Consider the following 23,578-nt stretch of genomic DNA (forward strand, 5'->3'; position numbering starts at 1 on the left):
ACCCAGTTCATATAACCGGCAGAGTCTTTTTGCACTTGGGGATATGTGTGGTTACAGTGAAGGCATCCACCGCGTCCACTTATCCCACCAATTATGTCTGACATTCGCTTTGATCCGATTTCGGGGCAATGGGTTACTATCGCGCCCAATCGCAATGATCGCCCCGTTGAATTTATCCCGGCGGAACGCGTTATCAAACGTTTGCTCTGTCCTTTCTGCGCCGGAAATGAACTGGAAACTCCAGCCACGCTGGCCTCCTATGACGCGTCAGGCAACAAAGTCGAAGACGAAGACCCCTGGCTTGTTCGCGTCGTTCCCAACAAGTTCCCCTCCTTTTCCGTTGCCAATGGACGCAACTGCGAGCCTTCCGCTGCAAACGCACAGGCTCCGGGCAACGGGCTCTACGAATCTTTTTGTACTCATGGAATTCAGGAATTGGTGGTCCCCAGTTCAAAGCACATCCAGAGTTTTTCGGATCTAACAAAAAACGAAACGCGAGTGACTCACTTTGCTTACCGAGATCGAATTCGATCGGCTGCCGAACAGGACCTGGCGCACGCCATGCTGTTTACAAACTGTCGGTCAGCTGCGGGTGCTTCGTTGGAACACATTCACAGCCAGTTAATCGTTTCGCCGATCGTGAGCGCGGCCGTTAGCCAACGGATTGAACGCAACAGGACGTATCACAGCGACCATGGTCGACATCTGATTCATGCACTCAACGAATGGGAGTTGGATCAGCAACATCGTGTCGTCGAAAGGACAGAGAATTTCTCCGTGATCTGTCCATACGCCAGCCGGTTCGCGTTTCAGGTGTGGATCGTGCCAAACGCGGAGCTTCCAACGTTCCAAAAATGCTCTGACTCTGCGCTCGAAGAGCTGGGAGAGCTTACGCGAAAGCAAGTCACTCGACTCGAATCGGTATTGGACGCGCCAGCCTACAACGTGCTGTATCACTTGCCTCCATTTTCAGAGATGGAGAATCAGCCTTGGTACGTCGAGATCTTTCCTCGCATAACGACGCCAGCCGGTTTCGAGTTGGGCACCGATTTTTGGGTCAATCCGGTTTCACCCGAAGTCGCCACACGTCGTCTCCGCCAGGTGACCGCCTGAGTAGCGAGCACAATCCTTGGGTCAGGCCAGCGTTGCGATCGTCGCATTCGTCTGAAAGGAAGCTTGACCCATGTATGTTTTGCCTGAACCCTGTCAGGTTGCTTCGGCAACTCGTCGGCGACGCTGTTTCACTTCTGTCGTCGCGACGCGGCCGGCAACATTGGGTCGGAAAATGACCAGCAAGGCCAGCGGTAAATACCACGCTACGTAGAGCCCGCCACCGAATCCGTGCCAGAACTGAACGGCCGCCATCACCGCCGCTGAATAGGCAACCAAGGTTCCGATGTTCTTCTCTGAAGGCCACCCGACGAATGAAACGCTAAGTGCGATAAAGCCCACCAGCAGCGGATGCCGCCAGATTTGATTGATACCCAACGACCAGATGCCTTCCAGGTTTTCCATCAACGGAAACCAGAACGCAAACATCGCCTGAAGTTGACGAACGAAATCCACCAGGTCAGCTGACGTGAAAAAAAGCCCGCAAATACAGACGCCGATGGAGCTGAAAAAGCCGATCAGAAACGTTCTCCAGCCACGTTCCCAATAATAGCTGATCCACAACGGCAACAGGAACAGTGGATAGTAGGAAACGCCAGTCGCCAGCCCGATGAAGATTCCAGCTAACACGGGAATGCGATAACAGAACAATGCCCATATCAATAGCGCAGCGGGGACCGTGTGCATTACATTGCCTGTGTAGATCACCGTGTAGGGCAATAGCATATAGATCGTCGCGATGCCGACTCCTGCGTGAAAGTTGCCGAAGTGGTAGTGGCAAAACAGAATCAACCCCAGCACAATCAAAACCTGGCTGGTGATCGCGACGGTCTTGGCGGCAACAATGTAGCGACCCTGATTTGACGCCGCATCGGATCCACTTTCGCGGATCTCGTTACTGTTTTCATAAGTCGAAAGGACGGGCAGCAAATACAGCAAACGATAGCCAGGCCCGCGTTGAATCAGTTGCACGTCTTCGCTGTCGCTGGCGGCTTCGAGTCGAAGCATTTTGACAGCGTTGCGGGCGCCTTCGATGTCTTCCTCGCCCGGAGCGTAGGTCGCGATGTTGGCCAGCACAAAAATCAACAGACTTAGCCCAACAAAAACCATTCCTCCGATCGAAAGGTTCGGATCCAGCACGGGTCGGCGCACGAACACGGGATCGATCAGCATCCGTATCATGATCAGGCCACCGATGATGAACATCCAGAAGTAGCCGTAGCGTTGCCTCGCCATCCCGGGCTCATCGAAGCCCAGTTCCGACGCACCCGGTTTCGCGACCGGAAGATCCGAACGTTCCACGCCGGATTCTGATTCCTGTATCGATTTGCGAAAGCCAGCCTGGTTAACGATGGGTCTTCGCTGCGAATCAGATTCGCTTTCGACCTCAGGCGCCATCTGCTCAATCGCCTGTTGTTCGAGGAATCGAGCGTGTTCCAGTCGTCCCGATTGAATCAGCAGCAAACCCGGAGCCAGCAAAATGATCAGAAACAGATCGAGATTGCGAATGCTCCACGCCCGATTAAATTTGAAAAAGAACGAAAGGATCAGAAACGTCGACACGTACATCCACGTCGTTTCGTTGATTCGTTCGTAGGCAAATGGTTGCATGACAGAGCAGGCAGGACGCGCGGGCAAAAACCGATTTTAGTCGCAGTTTCGCAAATCAGGATAGACGAATTCGAGCCTGCTGCCGTGTCGGAGCCTGTTTTTGCGAGTATATTGCCCACTCGTTCCCAAACTTGCCATTCACCGCCATTGGTTGGTGTTTGCCGGCATCGCCGGAGCGAATGAACCTCTTATCAACCTCGAATTGATACTCGTACAGCAATCTTTTAAGTCAAAGCTCCATGAAAATCATTCTTGCCAGCAGCGAAGTCGTTCCTTTCGCAAAAACCGGTGGTTTGGCTGACGTCTGCGGTGCCCTGCCCCGGGAACTCGAGAATCTGGGCCATGAAGTCAATGTCTTCATGCCGTACTATCGCTGCGTCAAAGAAAAAGCTGACAAGTTTCAAATCGAAGACACCCGACAAAAACTGGAGATCCCGGTCGGCAGTCTGGTAGAAGACGGCCAACTGTTGCGAACTACTGTCCCGAACAGCAACGTACCGGTTTGGCTGGTCGGTCACGACGAGTATTTCAATCGCGATGGCCTGTACGGCGAAAACGGACAGGACTATCAGGATAACTGCGAACGGTTCACTTTCTTTTGCCGCAGCGTGATGGAGTCCATTCGCATACTCGATCTGCAACCCGATTTGATTCACGTCAACGATTGGCAAACAGGGTTGATTCCGGCGCTGCTCAAGTGCGAGTATCACCAGAATCCGATTTACGAAAACGTGGCCTCGTTGATGACGGTTCACAACCTCGCGTACCAGGGAACTTTCGTGGCCGACAAAATGGCGATCACGGGATTGGACTGGAAACATTTCAACTATGAAGAGATGGAGTTTTACGGTCGGCTAAATCTGCTCAAGACCGGATTGGTCTATGCCGACGCGATCAACACTGTCAGTCCGACCTACGCAAAAGAGATTCAATCGCCGGCTCAGGGATGCGGGCTCGAAACCGTGTTGCAACATCGATCCGCGGACGTATCGGGCATCATCAACGGCATCGACGACACCGCCTGGAATCCGGCTGTGGACGAATTGATTTCGCAAAAGTTCGATCGCGATTCGTGGCCGGTAGGAAAGGCAGCTTGCAAAGCCGAAGTGCAGAAGCTGGGCCAACTTCACCAGAATCCGGACGTCCCGATGATCGGAATCGTGGGGCGCCTGGCGACTCAAAAAGGCTGGTCGCTGATCCTTCCCGTGATGCGTCGCTGGCTGGAAGACCCCAACAACCATGCTCAATGGGTTGTGCTTGGAACCGGCGATCCGGATTTTCATGTCGTGCTGTCGACATTGCAACAACAGTTTGCCGGACAGCTGTCGGTCACGCTGGATTTTTCAAACCAGTTGGCTCATCAGATTGAAGCGGGCAGCGACATTTTCGTCATGCCGAGCGAATACGAACCCTGCGGTTTGAACCAGATGTACAGCATGGCTTATGGAACCGTTCCGGTTGTTCGCAGCACGGGCGGGCTGGCGGACACGGTCGTCGATGCCAGCCTCGAAACACTGGGCAACGGAACCGCGAACGGATTCTCGTTTGCAGACTTCTCGGCGGACGCCCTCGAGCACACACTTCACCGCGCAGCGCGGATGTACTATGAGGACAAAGAGTGTTGGAGGCAGTTGGTGAATCAGGGCATGAGCCAGGATTGGTCGTGGACGGCAAGTGCAAAAGCCTACGAGGCACTCTACGGTCGACTGACAAAGAAATAGCGGACGGATCGCCAAAGCGAGACTTAAAATTCAAATCAAAACGTGAACCGGGAGTTTGATCTGTTCGTAGCAACAGAATGCAGGAAGCCAAATCAGTTCGAACGACATCGAAACCAAATCAGTGGCAGTGGCGCGTCGTTCGTAGAGGAAAACGGATCTTCAAGTGGTTTTGCTTCGTCGTGTTAGCCTATGTCGCGATCGTTCTGCTGGGCCTCATTCCAGTAAACAACGATTTCGTCCTGGCCGAAAAAGGAATCACGCTGCACGTTGTCTCGAACGAAGTGCATGCCGATATCATCGTGCCCGTGGTTACGAACGTCATCGATTGGTCCGTTGAGTTTCAGAACGCAGCCATCACGGATGATGTTTCCGCGGCGACACATGTTGCAATCGGTTGGGGAGACAAAGGCTTCTTTCTACACACCGAAACGTGGGATGATTTCAAATTATCGATCGCAGCCAACGCGTTGTTGCTTCCTTCAGAGAGCTGCGTTCACGCAAAATTTACGCATCCCGAACACCATCCGGACGCCGCATCGGTTACGATTTCGCAAGATCAATATCGCCAGCTGGTGGACTTTATCAAGCAAACGCTACGGCGAGATTCTGAGGGCAAGGCCATCCAAATTCCGGGCTACGCCTACTCGACAACCGATGCGTTTTTCGAAGCCAAAGGGCGCTACCACTTGCTCAACACGTGCAACTCCTGGGTCGGTCGTGGCTTAAGAACGGCTGGCGTCAAAGTGCCGTGGATGTCTCCGCTGCCAAAAACGCCAATGCTGTATTTTGAATAACGCTCGATCATGAATAGCCGCGGCACCCGGTCCTGACTGAAACTGGCGCTAACCTCAGCCACTGTTTCTGGTGGACCAAACTTCGCCGTCGGGAAAGCGAAACTTTTCAATCGTTTCAGGTTTCATCGTTGCGCTATATCCCGCAGCAGTCGGTGGCATGTAAGCCGCATTCTTGATCACGCAAGGATCTACAAAGTGCTCATGCAAGTGATCGACAAACTCAGCCACATGCGAATCCGTTGACGCCCCAATACGAATGTAGTCGATCATGATCAGATGGTTCACGTATTCGCACAAACCAACGCCACCCGCGTGAGGACACACAGGTACGCCGAATTTTTTGGCCAACAACAATACGGATAACACCTCGTTCACTCCGCCCAAACGGCAGCTGTCGATCTGACAGAATTGAATCGCTCCGGCCTGAAGAAACTGTTTGAACATGACCCGGTTCTGACACTGCTCACCCGTCGCGATGCCGATCGGATGCACGCCTTCTCCGATCGCTTTATGAGCCAGGACATCGTCCGGACAGGTCGGTTCCTCGATCCACCACGGATTGAACTCAGCCAGAGTATTCGTCCAGTCGATCGCTTGCTGAACATCCCATCGCTGATTCGCGTCGAGCATCATCTTTCGATCCGGGCCGATCGTGTTCCGCATGATTCCGGCGCGGCGTCGATCATCTTCGAGGTTGTCGCCAACCTTCAGTTTGAAATGGCTCCAACCATCCGCGATGCCTTCGTTACAGAGCCGCACGATTTTTTCGTCGCTGTAGCCCAACCATCCAGCGGAAGTCGTGTAGGCGGGAAATCCGCTTTCCAGCATCTCTTTCTCGCGAACCGCCGCGGTCGAGTCGTTGGCTTTGAGAATTTCGATCGCTTCCTCAGGAGTCAGCGCATCGGTCAGGTAGCGAAAATCAATACAGCTGACCATTTCCTCCGCCGACATGTCGCAAACCAGTTTCCAAAGCGGTTTGTTTTCGACTTTGGCGTACAGATCCCAAATCGCATTGATCACACCACCGGTCGCCAGGTGAATGACTCCTTTTTCGGGTCCGACCCAACGGAATTGCGGTTCGCTGGTGAGTTTTCTCCACAGCCCGGCAAAGTCGCCCCGGATTTCATCCAGCGTCATGCCTACGATGAATTGACAGAGATATTTTGCGGCTTCGACACAAAGCTCCGTCCCGCGTCCGAGCGTAAACGTCAAACCATGGCCTTCAAAATCCGAGTCTGTTTTGAGCACGATGTAGGCTGCTGAATAATCGGGTGAACCGTGCATCGCGTCCGAGCCATCAGCATCGTCAGAAGTTGGGAATCGAACGTCGTCGACAGTGAATGAAATGATTTTTGGATTCGGCATGACTGGTCACGGGGTTCGAATTGGAAGCTTACATCGTAGTCGGCCGGGCCGAAGTTCGGGACCGTGGTTTGCCGTCGTTGAAGAAAACTGTTGGCCAAAATGGGATATAATCCGAGCCAGATTTTGTCTACCTGGAAAACGGAATGATCACCACCATCTTTATTGTCATCGCAGTTATCGTGCTTCTCGGCGTTGCTGCTCTCGCGATTCATGATTTGCTGCAAACCAAGGATCCAATCTGTCGAAACTATCCCGTCGTTGGCCACGGCAGGCACTTTCTTTCGGAACTTGGACCGAAACTGCGGCAGTACATCGTCGCAGACAATAACGAGGAACGTCCTTTCAATCGCGACGATCGCGAATGGATCTATCGCTCGGCCGACAAAAGCAATAACTACTTTGGGTTTGGAACCGACAACGATATCGAACAGTCTCCAGGCTATTTGATTATCAAACAAAGCACTTTTCCACTGTTCGATCCGCAGCCCGAAGACGAGGGCTACGATCCGGACTACATAATCCCGTCGACCAAAGTGATCGGCGAAGCACGCAATCGCAAAGGCGCATTTCGACCGAACTCGATCATCAACATTTCCGCCATGAGCTACGGCTCGCTGAGTGCTCCGGCGGTGGAAGCGATGAGTCGTGGCGCTGCGCTATGCGGTTGCCTACAGAACACGGGTGAAGGAGGCGTTTCTCCGCATCACGATCATGGTTCGGATCTCGTTTGGCAACTGGGGACCGGCTACTACGGAGCCCGCGATGCTGACGGTACTTTCGACGAGAAGCGTTTCGTCGAAACTTGTGATCGCTTCAACGTCAAAGCCATCGAAGTCAAAATCAGTCAGGGTGCCAAACCGGGTCGCGGCGGCGTCCTTCCCGGCAGCAAAGTTACTCCGGAAATCGCCAACATTCGCGGCATCCCGGTTGGCAAAAGCTGTCTCAGTCCCAACGCCCATCGCATGTTCAACGACGCTGACGGGATGCTGGATTTCGTCGAGCGGTTGGCGGACCTTTCCGGATTACCCGTCGGAATCAAGTCCGCCGTTGGCCAGCTGGATTTTTGGAATGAGTTGGTCAGGCACATGGAAACGGGCGACCGCGGCATCGACTTTCTTTCTATCGACGGCGGCGAAGGAGGCACTGGCGCCGCGCCGCTGGTTTTTTCAGACCACGTGGCGCTTCCGTTTCGAATTGGCTTTGATCGCGTGCATCGAATTTTTACTGACGCCGGCATTCAGGATCGCTTGACGTTCATCGGTTCGGGGAAACTTGGATTCCCGGAAGAGACCTTGCTGGCAATGGCGATGGGTTGCGACATGATCAACGTGGCTCGCACGGCGATGATGGCGATCGGTTGCATTCAGGCGCAGATCTGTCACACCGGAAAATGTCCGACCGGAGTCGCGACTCAGGACAAGTGGCTGATGCGAGGCCTGGACCCGACTGACAAATCGGCCCGTTTGGCGAACTACATCACGACGCTACGAAAAGAAGTCCTGCAGCTGTGTCGTGCTTGTGGTGAAGCGCATCCGTCGGACATGTCGCTGGACCATTTCGAAGTTCTGGAAGACCGTTTTCAGGCACGGCCCATCGGCTAAAGCAGCCGAGTCTGCCCCAGAACCGCATCCGCCCAATATCTCAGTAGCCGAGTCTGTCCCAGACTCGTATCAATAAGTCAGCAACTCACTGAGCCCATTGGCAAGAAACTTGAACTGCGATTTGATGTTAAACTGAACGAAGGGCCGCTTCCCCGCGTAAGCTGCGCACTCCGAACTTCCTCATCACCCCATTTTTAGTTTGAACACAGGCAACAAGTCCATGTGCATTTTGACTCGCTTTGTTTTTCTGGTTGCCTTTGCATTGGCAACGTCTTTTGCAGGCCACGCCAGCGCCCAACAGTTTCCTGGCGCCGAACGCATTATCGCGGCCTACCAAAAAACCGAAGTCGACATTCCGATGCGGGACGGAATCAAGCTACACACAACGATCTATTCGCCGCGCGACACGAGCAAAAAATATCCAATCATGCTCAACCGCACGCCCTACAGCACCGGACCGTACGGGGAAGGACGTTACTCGCCGCGAGTCGGACCGTCCGCGATCATGGAAGACCAGGGCTACATTTTCGTCCATCAGGACGTTCGCGGTCGATTCATGTCCGAAGGCAGCTACGACAACATGCGTCCCAACGTGGACGATGAAAAAGTCGTCGACGAAAGCTCGGATACCTATGACACGATCGACTTCCTTGTCAAACGAGTCCGGAACAACAACGGCAAAGTCGGCATGTGGGGCATCTCCTACCCCGGTTTTTACTGTGCCGCAGCATTGCCCAATCACCACCCTGCCCTCGTTGCTTCCACGCCTCAGGCGCCGATTTCGGATTTCTTCTTCGACGATTTCCACCACCACGGCGCGTACCTGCTCAGCTACCTCTCCGCTACGAACACTTTTGGCTATCAACATAACGGACCGACGCAACGAAAATGGTACCCGGAAGTCGCGATGGGAACCAAAGACGCGTGGCAGTTCTATCTGAACATGGGCTCGCTCAAAAATGCGGATCAACTGTTCGAAGAAAAAAACGAATTCTGGCAACAGCTTTCCAATCATCCCAATTACGATTCGTTTTGGCAGAAGCGATCGATTCTCCCGCACCTGAAAGACATCAAGACCAACGTACTGGTGGTCGGTGGCTTTTATGATGCCGAAGATCTCTACGGTCCGTTGAACATCTATCGTAGTATCGAAAAGAACAACGACACTTTCAATGCGATCATCATGGGACCGTGGGAGCACGGCGAATGGGCAAGGCGCGGAGTCCGACCGGATCAGATCTACACGGTTGGAAAGCTCGGGATCGACAAGGGGTTGCAGGAGTTCTACCAACGTCAGGTGGAAGCGCCTTTCTTCGCGCACTTTCTTAAAGGCGAAGGTGCTGCACCCGAATTCGAAGCCATGATGTATGACACCGGGGCTCGGAGTTGGAAAAAGTTCAGCAAGTGGCCACCAGCAGAATCGAAAACCATCAAGCAGTATTTTGGTGCCGGTGGAAAGCTTGGCTCCGAAGCTCCACAATCCAATGCCAATGCCGACGATGCGTTCACTGAGTTCATCAGCGATCCTGCCAATCCGGTCCCCTATCGGCAGCAGTCAGACATCAAGTTCCGCTTCACGCCACGCGAGTTCATGACCGACGATCAGCGCTTCGCGACTGCCCGACCGGATGTATTGTCTTTCGTTTCAGATCCTTTGGAAAAACCGATGACGCTGACCGGTGACATGTTGGCTCACTTGCAGGTTTCAACTTCCCAATCGGCGGCGGACTGGATCGTGAAACTGATCGATGTCTATCCGGATGACCATCCGTTTGTCGAAGGCTCAGATGCAGGGATCAAGTTCGGTGGCTTTCAGGGACTGGTTCGCAGCGAGACGATTCGCGGCCGGTTTCGCAACAGCTATGAAAAACCCGAACCATTCGTGCCGGACGAAGTCGCAACGGTGGATCTGCCGCTGCAGGACGTTTGCTACACCTTCAAACCCGGTCATCGGATCATGATCCACGTGCAAAGTACGTTTTTCCCTTACATCGATCGCAATCCGCAGAAGTACGTGCCGAATATTTTCGACGCGGACGACGCGGACTTCGTTCCGGCCACACATCGCGTTTATCACAACGCAGATAACGCGAGCTGGATCGAGATGAAAGTGCTCGAGTGATGCAACTTCATCGGTTCACAAAATTTTGCTGCGTAGTTGTTATCGGGCTGTGGGCAGTTTCAGCAGCGAACGCGCAAACGATGCAGGACATCAATCCTCGCATGGGCGATCCGATGAAGATCGATGAGCGCCGTGTTGCCGATGCCGGAATTCGCAGCATCGAGGGTCGGTACGTTACGATCTACACCGATGCTCCAGAAAGTGATGCTGTCGAAGAGCTTCCTGTCATCTTCGACGCCGCCGTACCGCAATGGTGTGAGTACTTTGGTGTCGACGTTGCTGAAACGGAGCCGTGGAAGATGAAAGCGTTTTTGATTCGTGACAAATCGCGATTCGAAACTGCCGGGCTGATTCCGGCCGATCTACCGAAGTTTCCTGCCGGTATCAATCGCGGCCACGAGCTGTGGTTTTTCGTTCAGCCAGACGACTACTACACGCGGCACCTGCTGTTGCACGAAGGCACACACGCGTTCATGCAGTGGTTTGGCAGCGGGCTTGGTGCACCGTGGTACGCTGAAGGAATGGCGGAGCTGTTGGGTTTGCATCGCTGGACCGATGGAAAGCTGACGATCCACCACCGAGTAAAAGATCCTGGCGAGTCCGAAGGCTGGGGTCGCCCAAAGCTGATCAAGCAATGGGTTGCTGCGAACCGCGAAGGCCAACAGGACAAATCACTGCAGGATGTTTTGCTGACTCCGAATCGAGCCTACGGCGATGTTGAAAACTACGCCTGGAGCTGGGCAGCCTGCGAGTTCCTTAGCGAGCATCCGCTGAGCAAGGACCTGTTTCCGGAATTGCAAAAACACGTCCAGCGATCACCAGATTCTTTCAATCGAAAATTTGAGAGCCTGTTTGGGGAAGTTCTGGCATTGTTGGAGCGGGATTGGGCCTGGTTCATCCGGGAGCTGGACTACGGCTATTCTGTTTCGCGCGGGGCGATGAGCGAGCTTCGCATCGGTGACGAAGACAACCTGTTTGAGCTACAGTCCGATCGGTCTTGGCAGTTCCTCAACCGTCAGATCAAGGCTGGTCAAAAGTTCCGCATCACCGCGACCGGCCGATTCGAAATCGGTAGCTCGACGGTTGATGGCAAACGCAAGCCATGGCAGAGCGAAGCCAGTGGCATCACGATCGATTACTATCGCGGTCGTCCAATCGGCGAAGTTCAGGCCATGATGTTGCCATTGCAATCGAACACGGGGCTGTTGCCGAAAATCTGCGAAGCGAATCCTGTATCGCTTGGCGCTGGCAGCGTGTTCACGGCGGACGTTGACGGGCTGCTGTGCTTTCGGATTAACGAATCGCCAGCGAATTTGGGCGACAATCGTGGCGAGCTAAAATTAGCCATCGAAAAAGTCGAATAGTTGGTGATAATCAAGTGGCCGCGGTCTTCCATTCGCGGCGAGAAATAACGCAAGCCTGGGGACAGACTTGTCTACCTGAACCATCAACGAACATGCCAAACATGAACCTGCAATCACAAGACCCGGAAATCTTTGACCTGATCCAAGCCGAAGCCGTGCGGCAGCAGGACGGCCTGGAAATGATCGCCAGCGAAAACTACACCAGCGTGGCCATCATGGAAGCCGCGGGAAGCGTGCTGACCAACAAGTATGCCGAGGGCTATCCGGGACGTCGCTACTACGGCGGGTGTGAGCATGTTGATGTGCTGGAGAATGTGGCTCGCAATCGCGCGAAAGAACTCTTCGGCGCAGAAGCCGCAAACGTGCAACCGAACTCCGGTTCCCAGGCCAACCAGGCGGTCTACCTCGCGGCCCTCGATGTTGGCGACACCGTGCTTGGCCTGGACCTGGCTCATGGAGGCCATCTGACGCACGGCATGCGTTTGAACCTTTCGGGAAAGCTCTACAACTTCATTAACTACGGTGTCAAGAAAGACGACCATCGAATCGATTTCGATCAGGTTGCGGCGTTGGCCAAAGAGCACAAGCCAAAGATGATCGTGGCCGGCGCAAGTGCTTACCCGCGAGAGATTCCCCACGAGAAGTTCCGCGAAATCGCTGACGATGTCGGTGCACTTTTGTTTGTCGACATGGCTCACTATTCCGGACTGGTAGCCGGCGGAGTTCACAACAGCCCGGTTCCGCATGCCGATTTCGTGACTTCGACAACGCACAAGACGCTTCGCGGTCCGCGATCGGGAATGATTTTGTGTAAGAAGCCGTGGATCAAAAAAATCAACTCTGCGGTTTTCCCGGGCATGCAAGGTGGCCCACTGATGCACATCGTGGCAGGCAAAGCGGTTTGCTATGGCGAGTGTCTCAAACCGGAGTTCAAAACCTACGCCCAGAACATTGTCGACAACTCAAAAGCGCTTGCCGAAACGCTAATGGCCGGCGGTTTGACGCTCGTCAGCGGTGGAACAGACAATCATCTGTGCCTGGTCGATGTCGCGACGTCGCTCGATCTTGGCGGGAAAGACGCAGAAGAGGCCTTGGGGCGTTGCGAAATTACAGTCAACAAAAACATGATCCCGTTTGACCCACGAACTCCGATGGACCCAAGCGGTGTGCGAATTGGAACTCCGGCGTTGACGACTCGCGGGATGGGCGTCGATCAGATGAAACAGATCGGTCAGTGGATCGTGGAAGCGCTTAAAAACGCGAACGACGAATCGGTTCACGCCTCGATCAAGAGCGGCGTCAAGGAAATGTGCGACAGCTTCCCGGTACCCGCGGCTTCGCAACTGGTTTAGCGGAATCGATATGGATTCTGGAGTTGGCGAACGGAAGAAACGTTGAACGGCAAAATGGCAAGCGGAGAAACGAACGGCGTCCTTGCCATGAGCTTGTGCGATCACATCCTCAACGCCATTGCCGCCTCAAAGCCTAGGCCACCTCGGGTGAGAGAAACTCCAGAAATTCCTTGTCGTCGCGGATCGCATCAAAGTCGCTTTCCGAATCGACTTCCTGGCGGAACGACGGTCGTAACTCGAAAGCCTGAGCAAGGTACTCGATCGCATTCGCTGTGCGACCAGCGAGCGCGTAGTAGCAAGCCAGGTTGTAGTGGCAGATCGCCTGGTCTGGTTCGAACTCGATCGCAATTTGCATCGACTCGATCGATTCATCGATACGGCCGACCCGTTTGAAGCACCACGCGATCGCCAACAGGCCGTGAATGCTATCCGGTTCCATTTCCAACGACTTGCGAAAGTGGACGATGGCTTCTTCGAAACGGTTTGCGAATCGGCAAGCTTCACCTTTGAGATGCATCACGTAACAGCGATGCTCGGCAGTGGGCTCGATGTTCTCAAGCAACCGAAGCATCCGGTCGGCGATCGGCTGAGCGAGCGCTTCGTCCATCGAAAGGCCAGACTCGAAAGTCGACATCAATTCAAGATAGCCCTCGGCAGTACGAATTGCCCGTCGCTGACTCTTGATCCCGCCCGGTTTTTTTGGTCCGTCGCTCATGCCACCATTATGGACAGAGCTCGGCGATATCCCAGTCCGGTTTCGGATTGAAATCTGGCACGTCGGCCCCAAGGTCGGGTTTTGGCGGTTACAACAGCTTTGAATCCGTTTAGCGGTGAGGTTTCCTGACGAACTGGACTTTTGGATTGCAATTCGACGCACTCAAATAATTCTGGAGCCTCACCTCATCCTGACTATCCTGCCATGATCGAACGAATTTTCATTCCCTTTGTCGCCACGCTGATGGCTATCGTGCTGATCAGCATGAGCCTGATTCGCAGCGACGATCCTGCCTCCCGCCAGCCCGCAAGTTCACCTCCGTGGACGAAAGCGACTGCAGAAAACCCAACGGGAAGCTATCGATTTACCGTCAACGGATGGGAAGACACAGTCCATTGGCGAATCGACGGCGAAGAAACGAAAGTGGAATTCATCGACAACATTCACCCGCTGATCATGATGCTGTTGGTTGTCCTTGTCGCATTCGGTTTGGCGATTCTTGCTTCGGACGAAGAAAGCATCAAAAGTCTCTGGCCAAAGTAGCTGTGAAATGAATTCGCTGAACTCGCCAGTTCTCGATCGACGTCTTCGCCATGTTCAGCCATCGATTTGACACGGTCGAACTACTCGATGCGCTTGAGAACTTCCAACAGGAACTGCCAATACTTTTCTACGCTTTGGATGTGGCACATCTCATCGGGAGAGTGCGGATTTTTGATCGTCGGACCAAACGAAACCATGTCCAGCCCGGGATAGTGGCTGCCGATAATGCCGCATTCAAGCCCGGCGTGAACGGCGTTGACGATCGCTTGCTCGCCGAACATTTCTTCATAGATGCCTTTCATCAGAGCAACCATTTCGGAATCAGCGTTTGGTTCCCAGCCCGGATAGTTTCCGTTGTGAGTGACGTTGGCGGAAGCGACTGCAAACGCTGCTTCGATTTGATTTGTGACATCTGTCTTTGCTGACTCAACACTGCTGCGAGTCAGAAATTCGATCGATGCTTTTTCCGAATCGATCCCAACGAGCGACAGACTGGTCGAAGTTTCGACAAGCCCATCAACTTGATCGCTCATTCGAATCACGCCACACGGCGCCGCGTAAATTCCAGCCAACAGGTTTTTCTGCAGCGAAGCCTCAAGGACTCTCTCAACCGCATCGGTCGCTTCGAACTCTACTTTCAAATCCGGTTCGGTCTTTGAAAGTTCTGCCTGAATCGTTGCGACGATCGTTGATGCCGTCGTCTTAAAAGTTGTTTCATCGCGAACGTTGAGGACCGCAAACGATTCGCGTGGAATCGCATTTCTCAGGCTGCCACCGTTGATCGACGCGACTTCGAAATCGGCCCCAGCCTGTTGGCAGGTCCACAGGATCCGATTCATGATTTTGTTCGCGTTTCCCCGTCCCAAATGGATCTCGCAACCCGAATGGCCCCCTCGCAATCCGGTGATCGAAACCTTCAACCAGGTGCCTGCCGACGGAGTCTGACTGGTGCAGCGAACGGTAACCGATGTGTCGATGCCTCCGGCGCATCCGATCGTCAATTCGCCTTCGTCTTCGGTGTCGGTGTTGAGCAGGATTTTTCCTTGCAGCAATCCGGGTTGCAGCTCAAACGCGCCGGTCATCCCGGTTTCTTCATCGATCGTAAACAGCGCTTCGACAGATCCGTGTTCGATCGAGTCGGACGCCAGAACTGCGAGGATCGAAGCCACGCCCATTCCGTTGTCAGCGCCCAACGTTGTACCTTTGGCTTTGACCCAATCGCCGTCGATCTTGGACTCAATGCCCTGTGACGAGAAATCGAAATCGGTGTCGGCGTTTTTCTGATGCACCATGTCGAGGTGCGCCTGCAGGATCACAGGCGTCACGCCTTCTTTGCCCGCCGTCGCCGGTTTTCGAATGATGACATTCCCTGCATCGTCAGTGATGGTTTCCAATCCCAATTCGGCGCCGACGCTCTGAATGAAAGCGATGACCCGTTCTTCCTGTTTTGATGGACGGGGCACTTCGTTCAGTTTTTCAAACCACGTCCAAACCTCTGCAGGCGCGAGTTGCGCAACCTTGTCGTTCATAATTTTCCCAATTGGTGGTCTCTTGGCCGAAAGAATGCGAACGGTGAGTTCACATCAGAATCCCCGATCTTTGGCCGCGAGTGTGCTTGTGTATAGCCAAATGATTTAGCGATCTACTTCGACCGCTTTGCCGTCTTTGAATTCGCAATAGTACGTTGCCCGATCATGGGTCGGGCGCCGCGCGTAAATTCTGACGGACTTGAGTGGGTTGTACTGCAGACTGAAACGCGCCCCGGCACGGCTGACAAATCGATCTAGCTTGTAGATTTTCGAAGTCCCAGCCGGAATCGGTTCGCGATCGTAGACCTGATAGTTTGAGTTGACCTGAATGTTCAGGTGCGTCCAATCCTGGTCTTCGAGATTGCTGACAATTAGCTCGCCAAGTTCGTACTCGCTTCGTTTCCAGTATTCGATCTCGTAAAAATCAGCGTCCGGAAGATCCTTTGCCGTGAACTGGCAATTAAGCTGTCCCTCCGAAACCGGCGGCATGATGTACCATAACGTCATGATCGTGATGACGGGCAACAGGCACATGCCAATCAGCAGTCGCGTCAATGCCACACTGCTCAACTGAGGTGACTTTTGCATCACGGTCGAGCGAGGAAATGGACCTTCGGTGTTCATCGTCGACGGAGCGGATGCCGAAGTCGAAGACGGTGCCGACGTCGAGGGCGGTGCCGAATAGGGAGTTTCTGAATTGGAACCAGTAGTCATGATTGACAGGATTCGGTTGGTTTGCGCGGGCGAAAGTCCGTAGCCGCAACTTACTATACTTTGATCTGGCCCATGATTAAATTCCCCAAGAAACCAAATGGGCCATTTGGGACGATACAACGCAGATGACAATGGATGCCAGTTCAGATCGACACCTCATCAATGCCAGCTGGCTGATCAAACTACGTTGGGTCGCGGTGGTCGGTCAGGTGGTCACGATCATGATCACGATCGGACTGTTCAAAATTAAGCTTCCTTCGGTTTGGCTGTTGGCCGTGGCGATCTCGCTGACCGCCGTGTCGAACCTCATGCTGATGCACTGGTATTTGTCGCTGGCAAAAAAAGAAGTCAAACCAAAGCCATCGAATCGCGTCATGGGCGTGATTCTGTTGATGGACCTGTTTTCACTGACGACCCTGCTGTACGCGACGGGCGGCCCCAACAATCCGTTTTCATTGTTCTTCTTTGTCAACGTGAGCCTCTCGGCTCTGGTTCTGAACCGAAAGTGGGCTTGGGGACTTAACGTGATGTCAATCCTTTGTTTTGCCGGGCTGCTGTTCGACCATCACCAGATCGAACAACTGGACATGGGGCTGGATTCGATTACCGACCACGGGATCGCGACGCTTCGGCACGTAGGTCTGTTAGTCGCTTTCACAGCCTGCTCAAGCGTTATCGTTTACTTCATGACACGGCTCACGGACGAACTTCGTCAGCAGCAAGTTACTGTCCGCAGAGCTGAAGAGTCGCGAGCACGCTATGAGAAAATCGAAGCACTCGGAACGCTTGCCGCCGGCGCGGCACACGAACTGGCGACACCGCTGTCAACCATCGCCATCGTTGCCAAGGATGTCGAGAAAGCTTTCGAGCAGCATCCGCCAAACTTTCCCGGTGCCAATGATGTCGTGGAGGACGTCAGTCTGATTCGCAGCCAGCTGGATCGCTGCCGAGGTATTCTCGATCGCATGTCCAGCCACGCCGGCGAAAGCATTGGCGAACAAATGCAATCTGTTTCCATGGAGGAACTAATCGATAGCTGCCTCGAAGGCCTGATCGGTGCCAGTCGCGTCGAGGTGAGCTTGCCGCCAGACGCAGATTCCTGGATGGTCGATGTTCCTCTCGATGCTTTAAGCCAGGCAATTCGAGGCCTGATAAAGAACGCGATCGACGCCGACGAGTCCGGTCGTTCGGTGCGGCTCGCCGTTACGCATCGCGGTGACAAAGCAGAGGTAGAGATTACCGATTGGGGTTCGGGCATGCCGGAAGAAATTCTGCAACGTGTCAGCGAACCTTTCTTTACCACCAAACCGCCGGGAAAAGGCATGGGGCTGGGTGTGTTCCTGGCGATCAACGTGCTGCGGGGTGTTGATGGCGATGTCGTTTATCGATCGGCACCAGGCGAAGGCACGACCGCAACGGTTTCGTTTCGCGGTCAGAAATAGTTCGCCACCTGTTCACGATTGACCACTACGAAAGTACGTCACCAACGTTCGGTTGATGGCCTCGCAAAAAGTCCGAGATCGGCATCATGCGTTTGCCCGAAGGCTGAATTTCCAGAATTGAAATTAGCCCTACGCCGGTCTGAATCCACAATCGATTTGAATCGCAGAGCGCGACCGCGCCCGGATCAACATCAGTCAGCGTTTCTTCCGCCATGTCAGCTTCGTCGACGACCGATGTTCTTCCAACAATTAAACGAATGGGACTTTTTCCTTGCGGAGTCCAGTTCATGAACGAGCGAGGCCAAGGTACGAAGGCACGGACCTGATTGAAAATTTGCGTCGCTGTTCGACTGAAATCAATTTTCCCATCAGACTTTTTCAGCCGTGGCGCTTTCGTTGCCATCGCGGGATCCTGAATTTCACCCAGCGTCGATTCACCGTCCCATGACTCAAGCATGGCGATGGCTTTTTCAATCGCAGCGTGTCCGAGATTCGACAAACGTGGCTCAAGCTCTTCCGCAGTTTCATCGGCACCGATCGTCAGCTCAGATTTCACAATGCATGGGCCACCATCGAGTTTTGCCGTCATGTGAATTACCGTAACACCGGTGACCGTGTCGCCGTTGTAGACGCACCACTGGATCGGGGCTGCACCACGGTAAAGCGGCAGAAGCGAACCGTGCAAATTGATTCCACCCAGTCGTGCCGCTGCCAAACAGTCTCGCGAAAGTATCTGGCCGTAGTCGCAAACAACGAACAGATCCGCGTTGAAGGCCTCGAGCTGTTTTACGAAATCCGCTTCATTGCAGTTGGGCGGATCCAGGATTTTCAATCCTTTGGCTTCACCCAAATCACGCGTCGGATTTTCAGCAGTCTTGCGACGCTTGCCACCGTCTTCGATCGGACGCGTCACCATGGCGACTACTTCGTGCTGATCAATCAGCGCTTCATAGGAAGGCACCGCAAAGGGCCCAGTTCCAAATAGAATCAAACGCATGCTCGGAAACCGCTTTCAATCAAAATGCCTTGTTCGGCTTGTTGTATTAAACGCAAAACTTCGCTTCGATTTCAGCGAGTTGCTTGATGTTGGTTTCGACATCAGGAATCTCCCCTGATTTAACCAGTGCCTGGTGATGGTTTTCGAACTCGTACAGTTGTCCATCGATGTTCTTCTTCACCGATTCCGACAGTCGATCGATAAACAGGATACTGTTGAGATGGTCATGTTCGTGCTGAATGGCTCGAGCCAACAGTCCGTCCACGGTTTCATCGATTTCGTTTCCGGCAAGATCGAAAGCAGACACGTGCACCTTCTCCGGGCGCAGCACCATACCGTTGACTTCGGGGATGCTCAGACAACCTTCTTCCGCTTCGGACTGGCCTCCAGGTTTGCTGATCACCGGATTGATGAAGACCCGCTCATCGCCTTCATCGGGGTTGCCCGCAAGATTGATAACAAACAGTTGCAACGGAAGTCCCACCTGATTCGCAGCCAACCCGATGCCCTTCGCGGCGTACATCAGTACGAACATTTCGCGAACGATCTCTTTGAGTTCACGATTGATGACGGTTACCGGTTTTGATTTGTAACGCAGCGTTGGATGAGGATAGTGAATGATTTTCAAGGAACTTGCTCGGTGGTTTTTAGCTCAGAATTCATCGGAGTTTCGACCCGCTTCGGGGTGTCACCATGATAACGTCAAACAGAAATGGATGCCGCGCGATCCGATTTGCGTGCGCGAAATCTTTTGACTCGTCAATCAATCGGAGAGAATTTTTTTGGATGATGGCATCGAAAAAAATTGGTGATTTGCTTGACAGAGATTCATCGATGCTTAACATTGGCCGCACCAACAACGGTAAGGAAGTGAAAAGTTGTCCGCAGGAATTGGATCAAGAATTTTTGCTTATGAATCGCTGCTGTTGTTGGTGGGACTGAAGGGGTAAGGATGGCCCAGAACGTTACGACGATTAAATAAGGATGGAGACAGTCGCGCTCATGGACGGGCGCCAATGAGACGGGGGGGCGACCAAGGACACAAGTCGGTGGTGAACAGCTATGGACACGGAGTCCCAACCCTTTAACGCATCGTGGAATCGATTCTGGGCTATGGATTGGCCATAATGAATCGAGAAAGCGACGGTTGCCTTCGGGTAGCTTTATAATCCAGTCTTCATTCGGTTGGATAAAAACGGCGATCGAGCAGGATGTTCTTTCGTCGTTTTTTCTTTTCCTCGTTGAACCTGACCATGAATCAATCTTCTCCCAAAAAAGCCGAAGCTTTAATCGCGTTCGGCGCCAATCAGGGAGACGCCGAATCAACGCTGCGAAAAACAGTTGAATCGTTGCAGAACGCGCCGCAAATTTTGGAACTGAAGTGTTCTCAAGCTGTGCGAACCAAAGCCATCACCGGGCAATCTACAGACGATTCGGCGTCGCAGAGCGAGTACCTTAACGCCGCAATTCGCGTGCTCACGACGTGGAACCCTGGCGAACTTCATCGCGCGATGATCGAAATCGAGAAAGAGTTTGGACGTGAACGCGACGAACACTGGGCGCCACGAACCATTGATCTTGATCTGCTTATCTTCGGCGACCAACAAATTCGCAGCAAAGAGCTGACGGTTCCGCACCCAAGGATGTCGTTTCGGCGTTTTGTACTGGAGCCAGCCCTCGACGTGGCCGCTGATATGGTGCACCCGGAGTCGGGGATGACGCTGCAACAATTGGTGGACCATCTGGAGAAACCAACACAGAATATCGTTCTCGCTACCAATGATGCGAGCTTTGCGGATGCCGTTGTCGCAAACGTTCCTTCTACGGTACATGTAGCGAGTACTGTCAACGCCTTTATGACGGAAGCCGTGAACGCGAAACTGGTCGTGGCTTACTTCAATCAAACGAATTTGGACGAAGAGACCGAAAAGCTGACTCGTTTCGCATACAATTTTGCTGGGCCAACGCTTCGGTTGGATGAGACACTTGGCGATGTTCATGCCACCAGAGAGATTCTCGCTGCAATCGACGCCATGCAATAAAGCTTGAGCCAAAGCCCCGCAATCCCAGCCAACGCTCGACGAAAACCGATCCACCGAACGCTTCTGCGAGAAACCAAACCAATGACAACCAATAGTGGCCTTGGCGTTGACTCTCGAACGTACCTGGAATTAAGATATTGCCAAGCGACTGGAATTGGCCACAAAGAATTTCCAGCCGTGGCACAAACATGATGTTATTTTGAGCCTGACTTGAGACCTTATTTTCTCAGTCAGGCTCATTTTTTTGCGCCCAGAAAATTGTCCATCCACCAACCCGACGCGAACCAGAACATGAAACCCAGCCCTGGATATCTTTGCTTCATCCGGACGTTCCTGATGCCACTTTTGATTTTGGCCGTCGGTTGCTCATCGCCCAACGAAGACCTGGTGAAGACTTCGCAAGCTCAGGAGCAGGCTGCCGAAAAATCTCTGGACGAAGACGCCAAAAAACACACCAACGCGTTGGCAAAAGAAAGCAGTCCCTATCTTCTGATGCACGCTCACAATCCGGTGAACTGGTATCCATGGAGCGAGGAGTCGCTGCAGAAAGCTCGCGATGAGGGAAAACCAATTTTTCTTTCGGTTGGCTATTCCAGTTGTCACTGGTGTCACGTGATGGAGCGTGAATCATTTTTGGATGAAGAGATTGCCTCGTTTCTCAATGAGAATTTCATTTGCATCAAAGTCGATCGCGAAGAACGGCCGGACGTCGATCAGATCTATATGGAAAGCCTCAATGTTTACAACCAGTTGACTCGAAACGGTCAGGGTGGCGGATGGCCGCTGTCGATGTTTTTGACTTCTGAAGGAAAACCGTTTTTCGGCGGAACCTATTTTCCTGCCCGTGATGGAGACCGTGGAGTAAGAGTCGGGTTCCTTTCGGTGGTGAAACGAATTCGCGATAGCTGGAACGACAATCGCGACGGCGTTACCAAAATGGCTGATCAGCTGACGGAAATCACCCGGTCGCAACTCGAAGGCAGTCCGCCATTGGCGGCGAAGAAGATCAAGGGTTCGTGGACCAAGCGAGCTTTGCAGCAATTGAAGCGATCTTTCGATCCGGAATGGGGAGGATTCGGATTCGTTGCGGCAACTCCTGATCGTCCCAAATTTCCAGAGCCCTCAAATTTGCTGCTGTTGCAAGAGTGGATTCGCCAACAACCCGACGGCGAAGAAAAGGAAAATGCCAAAAACATGTTGGCGAAAACGCTCAGCAAAATGGCGCTCGGCGGAATGTACGATCACCTCGGCGGTGGCTTTCATCGCTACAGTGTCGATCGATTCTGGGCCATTCCTCACTTCGAGAAAATGCTCTACGACAACGGTCAACTCGCATCGGTTTATGCCGAAGCCTATAAACTGGATCCAAAACCTGAATACAAAAGGACTGTCGAAGGATTGCTCGCGTTTGTCGAACGCGAGATGACTTCGCCAGAGGGCGGGTTTTATTCAGCGCTCGATGCTGAATCAGAAGGCGTCGAAGGAAAGTTCTATCGCTGGGAGAAAGATGAAGTCCAGAAAATTCTGGGCGACGACGCGTTCAAACTTTTCGCGGAAACCTATCGACTGAATGAAGCACCGAACTTCGAAAGCGAATACTACGCGCCGCAACTGAAATCAGCACTCGATGCGGAAACCGATGCAAAACTTGTCGACTCACGGAAAAAGCTGTTTGACGTTCGAGCCAAACGACCTCGCCCTCTGCTGGACAACAAAATCCTGACCGGTTGGAACGGAATGATGATTCGAGGCTTTGCCGACGCAGGACGCGTCTTCGAGAATGCTCACTACGTCGACGTTGCATCGCGAGCCGCTGATTTTGCATTGACGAAACTGACCGACGAAGAAGGCCGGCTATGGCGGACGAATACTGATGGCGAGTCAAAACTCAACGCCTACCTCGAAGACTACGCCTGTCTGATCGAAGGTCTGCTGGCTTTGCACAAGGCGACCGACGACAAAAAGTGGATCGATGCTGCGGTGAAGTTGCAGGCGAAACAGGACGAGCTGTTTTGGGATGAAAAGAACGGCGGATACTTTTACACCTCGAAAGATCACGAGACGCTGATCATCCGGACCAAACGCGCTGCCGATGGAGCCCAACCGTCTGGATCGAGTGTGTCTGCCAATAACTTGATCTATCTGGCCAACGCAACCAAGGACGATTCCTTCAAAGACAAAGCACTCGCGACCGTGCTATCGGCGTCCGGGCTGATGGACAAATATCCCACGATTGCTCCACGGATGCTCATTGCCGCGTTGAAGCTGAAAAAGTAGTCAGCCGCTAGCAAATCGACCGATCGAAATTCCTGGCGTGCCCTGATTTGAGGCACCAAGAATCGGCAAATTTGCCCGTATCGGCACCGAAGATCGGTTTCAGAAAGCTCGTTCCCCCAAAACCTGCTTTGGGGTCAGGCTTCGGACTTACCGATGCAACTTCTTTCAGCAGTCCCCGCTGGTACTGTCTCGCTCCAAATCGTGCGGTTGTGATTTAACCCCTGCTTGGCGTCGTAGGGGTTGAAAACTTCAATGGTTATTTATGGCACTTTGGCATGG

At 53.2% G+C, this 23,578-nt stretch carries 18 protein-coding genes; 11 read left to right on the forward strand and 7 right to left on the reverse strand.

Annotated features, from left to right (window positions below):
• Positions 1-93 precede the first annotated feature (93 nt).
• A complete protein-coding gene (locus MFFC18_RS00090) occupies positions 94-1,113 on the forward strand; it encodes a galactose-1-phosphate uridylyltransferase (protein WP_075085752.1) in 1,020 nt (339 codons plus the stop codon).
• A gap of 93 nt (positions 1,114-1,206) precedes the next feature.
• Here MFFC18_RS00090 and MFFC18_RS00095 read toward each other — a convergent pair whose 3' ends face one another.
• On the reverse strand, positions 1,207-2,721 hold the full coding sequence (locus MFFC18_RS00095) for a glycosyltransferase family 87 protein (RefSeq protein ID WP_075085751.1): 1,515 nt from the start codon (positions 2,719-2,721) through the stop codon (positions 1,207-1,209).
• Positions 2,722-2,960: 239 nt separating this feature from the next.
• On the opposite strand from MFFC18_RS00095, the gene glgA reads away from it, so the two are divergent.
• The gene (gene glgA, locus MFFC18_RS00100) at positions 2,961-4,442 is read left to right on the forward strand and encodes a glycogen synthase GlgA (RefSeq protein ID WP_075085750.1); all 1,482 of its coding nucleotides are present in this window, start codon (positions 2,961-2,963) and stop codon (positions 4,440-4,442) included.
• Between the two features lie 179 nt (positions 4,443-4,621).
• Entirely contained in the window at positions 4,622-5,236 is a 615-nt protein-coding gene (locus MFFC18_RS00105; protein ID WP_210421381.1) for a TIGR02117 family protein, read from the forward strand.
• Between the two features lie 54 nt (positions 5,237-5,290).
• Here MFFC18_RS00105 and MFFC18_RS00110 read toward each other — a convergent pair whose 3' ends face one another.
• Complete coding sequence (locus MFFC18_RS00110) at positions 5,291-6,601, reverse strand: L-fuconate dehydratase (RefSeq protein WP_075085748.1); 1,311 nt, start codon at positions 6,599-6,601, stop codon at positions 5,291-5,293.
• 143 nt (positions 6,602-6,744) lie between these two features.
• Between MFFC18_RS00110 and MFFC18_RS00115 the strand changes: the two genes are divergently transcribed.
• The 4 genes from MFFC18_RS00115 (at position 6,745) to MFFC18_RS00130 (ending at position 13,040) form a co-directional block, all read left to right on the forward strand.
• Positions 6,745-8,202: an FMN-binding glutamate synthase family protein gene (locus MFFC18_RS00115; protein WP_075085747.1), complete on the forward strand. Its 1,458-nt coding sequence runs from the start codon at positions 6,745-6,747 to the stop codon at positions 8,200-8,202.
• Between the two features lie 199 nt (positions 8,203-8,401).
• Positions 8,402-10,324 carry a CocE/NonD family hydrolase gene (locus MFFC18_RS00120; protein ID WP_202907568.1) on the forward strand — a complete coding sequence of 641 codons (1,923 nt, stop codon included), beginning with the start codon at positions 8,402-8,404 and terminating at the stop codon, positions 10,322-10,324.
• Positions 10,325-10,404: 80 nt separating this feature from the next.
• Positions 10,405-11,688, forward strand: coding sequence for a hypothetical protein (locus MFFC18_RS00125; RefSeq protein WP_148618564.1), 1,284 nt, complete (start codon positions 10,405-10,407; stop codon positions 11,686-11,688).
• Positions 11,689-11,789: 101 nt separating this feature from the next.
• Positions 11,790-13,040, forward strand: a complete 1,251-nt coding sequence (locus MFFC18_RS00130; RefSeq protein WP_075085892.1) for a serine hydroxymethyltransferase — start codon at positions 11,790-11,792, stop codon at positions 13,038-13,040.
• Between the two features lie 133 nt (positions 13,041-13,173).
• Here MFFC18_RS00130 and MFFC18_RS00135 read toward each other — a convergent pair whose 3' ends face one another.
• Positions 13,174-13,755: a tetratricopeptide repeat protein gene (locus tag MFFC18_RS00135; RefSeq protein ID WP_075085745.1), complete on the reverse strand. Its 582-nt coding sequence runs from the start codon at positions 13,753-13,755 to the stop codon at positions 13,174-13,176.
• A 204-nt stretch (positions 13,756-13,959) separates the two neighbouring features.
• Between MFFC18_RS00135 and MFFC18_RS00140 the strand changes: the two genes are divergently transcribed.
• The gene (locus tag MFFC18_RS00140) at positions 13,960-14,298 is read left to right on the forward strand and encodes a hypothetical protein (RefSeq protein WP_075085744.1); all 339 of its coding nucleotides are present in this window, start codon (positions 13,960-13,962) and stop codon (positions 14,296-14,298) included.
• 80 nt (positions 14,299-14,378) lie between these two features.
• Here MFFC18_RS00140 and MFFC18_RS00145 read toward each other — a convergent pair whose 3' ends face one another.
• Both MFFC18_RS00145 and MFFC18_RS00150 read right to left on the reverse strand, forming a co-directional pair.
• Positions 14,379-15,827, reverse strand: a complete 1,449-nt coding sequence (locus tag MFFC18_RS00145) for an aminoacyl-histidine dipeptidase (RefSeq protein ID WP_075085743.1) — start codon at positions 15,825-15,827, stop codon at positions 14,379-14,381.
• A 105-nt stretch (positions 15,828-15,932) separates the two neighbouring features.
• Positions 15,933-16,541: a hypothetical protein gene (locus MFFC18_RS00150; protein WP_075085742.1), complete on the reverse strand. Its 609-nt coding sequence runs from the start codon at positions 16,539-16,541 to the stop codon at positions 15,933-15,935.
• 131 nt (positions 16,542-16,672) lie between these two features.
• Between MFFC18_RS00150 and MFFC18_RS00155 the strand changes: the two genes are divergently transcribed.
• Positions 16,673-17,983, forward strand: a complete 1,311-nt coding sequence (locus tag MFFC18_RS00155; RefSeq protein ID WP_157665210.1) for an ATP-binding protein — start codon at positions 16,673-16,675, stop codon at positions 17,981-17,983.
• A 25-nt stretch (positions 17,984-18,008) separates the two neighbouring features.
• Here MFFC18_RS00155 and fmt read toward each other — a convergent pair whose 3' ends face one another.
• Positions 18,009-18,980 carry a methionyl-tRNA formyltransferase gene (fmt, locus tag MFFC18_RS00160; RefSeq protein WP_075085740.1) on the reverse strand — a complete coding sequence of 324 codons (972 nt, stop codon included), beginning with the start codon at positions 18,978-18,980 and terminating at the stop codon, positions 18,009-18,011.
• A 46-nt stretch (positions 18,981-19,026) separates the two neighbouring features.
• Positions 19,027-19,608: a peptide deformylase gene (gene def / locus MFFC18_RS00165; RefSeq protein WP_075085739.1), complete on the reverse strand. Its 582-nt coding sequence runs from the start codon at positions 19,606-19,608 to the stop codon at positions 19,027-19,029.
• Positions 19,609-20,233: 625 nt separating this feature from the next.
• Here def and folK point away from each other — a divergent pair.
• Both folK and MFFC18_RS00175 read left to right on the forward strand, forming a co-directional pair.
• The gene (gene folK, locus MFFC18_RS00170) at positions 20,234-21,022 is read left to right on the forward strand and encodes a 2-amino-4-hydroxy-6-hydroxymethyldihydropteridine diphosphokinase (protein ID WP_157665209.1); all 789 of its coding nucleotides are present in this window, start codon (positions 20,234-20,236) and stop codon (positions 21,020-21,022) included.
• Between the two features lie 291 nt (positions 21,023-21,313).
• Positions 21,314-23,299 carry a thioredoxin domain-containing protein gene (locus tag MFFC18_RS00175; RefSeq protein WP_238381318.1) on the forward strand — a complete coding sequence of 662 codons (1,986 nt, stop codon included), beginning with the start codon at positions 21,314-21,316 and terminating at the stop codon, positions 23,297-23,299.
• The last annotated feature ends 279 nt before the right edge of the window (positions 23,300-23,578 follow it).

Origin of the sequence: Mariniblastus fucicola, assembly GCF_008087665.1 — a bacterium.
GTDB classification, from domain to species: domain Bacteria; phylum Planctomycetota; class Planctomycetia; order Pirellulales; family Pirellulaceae; genus Mariniblastus; species Mariniblastus fucicola.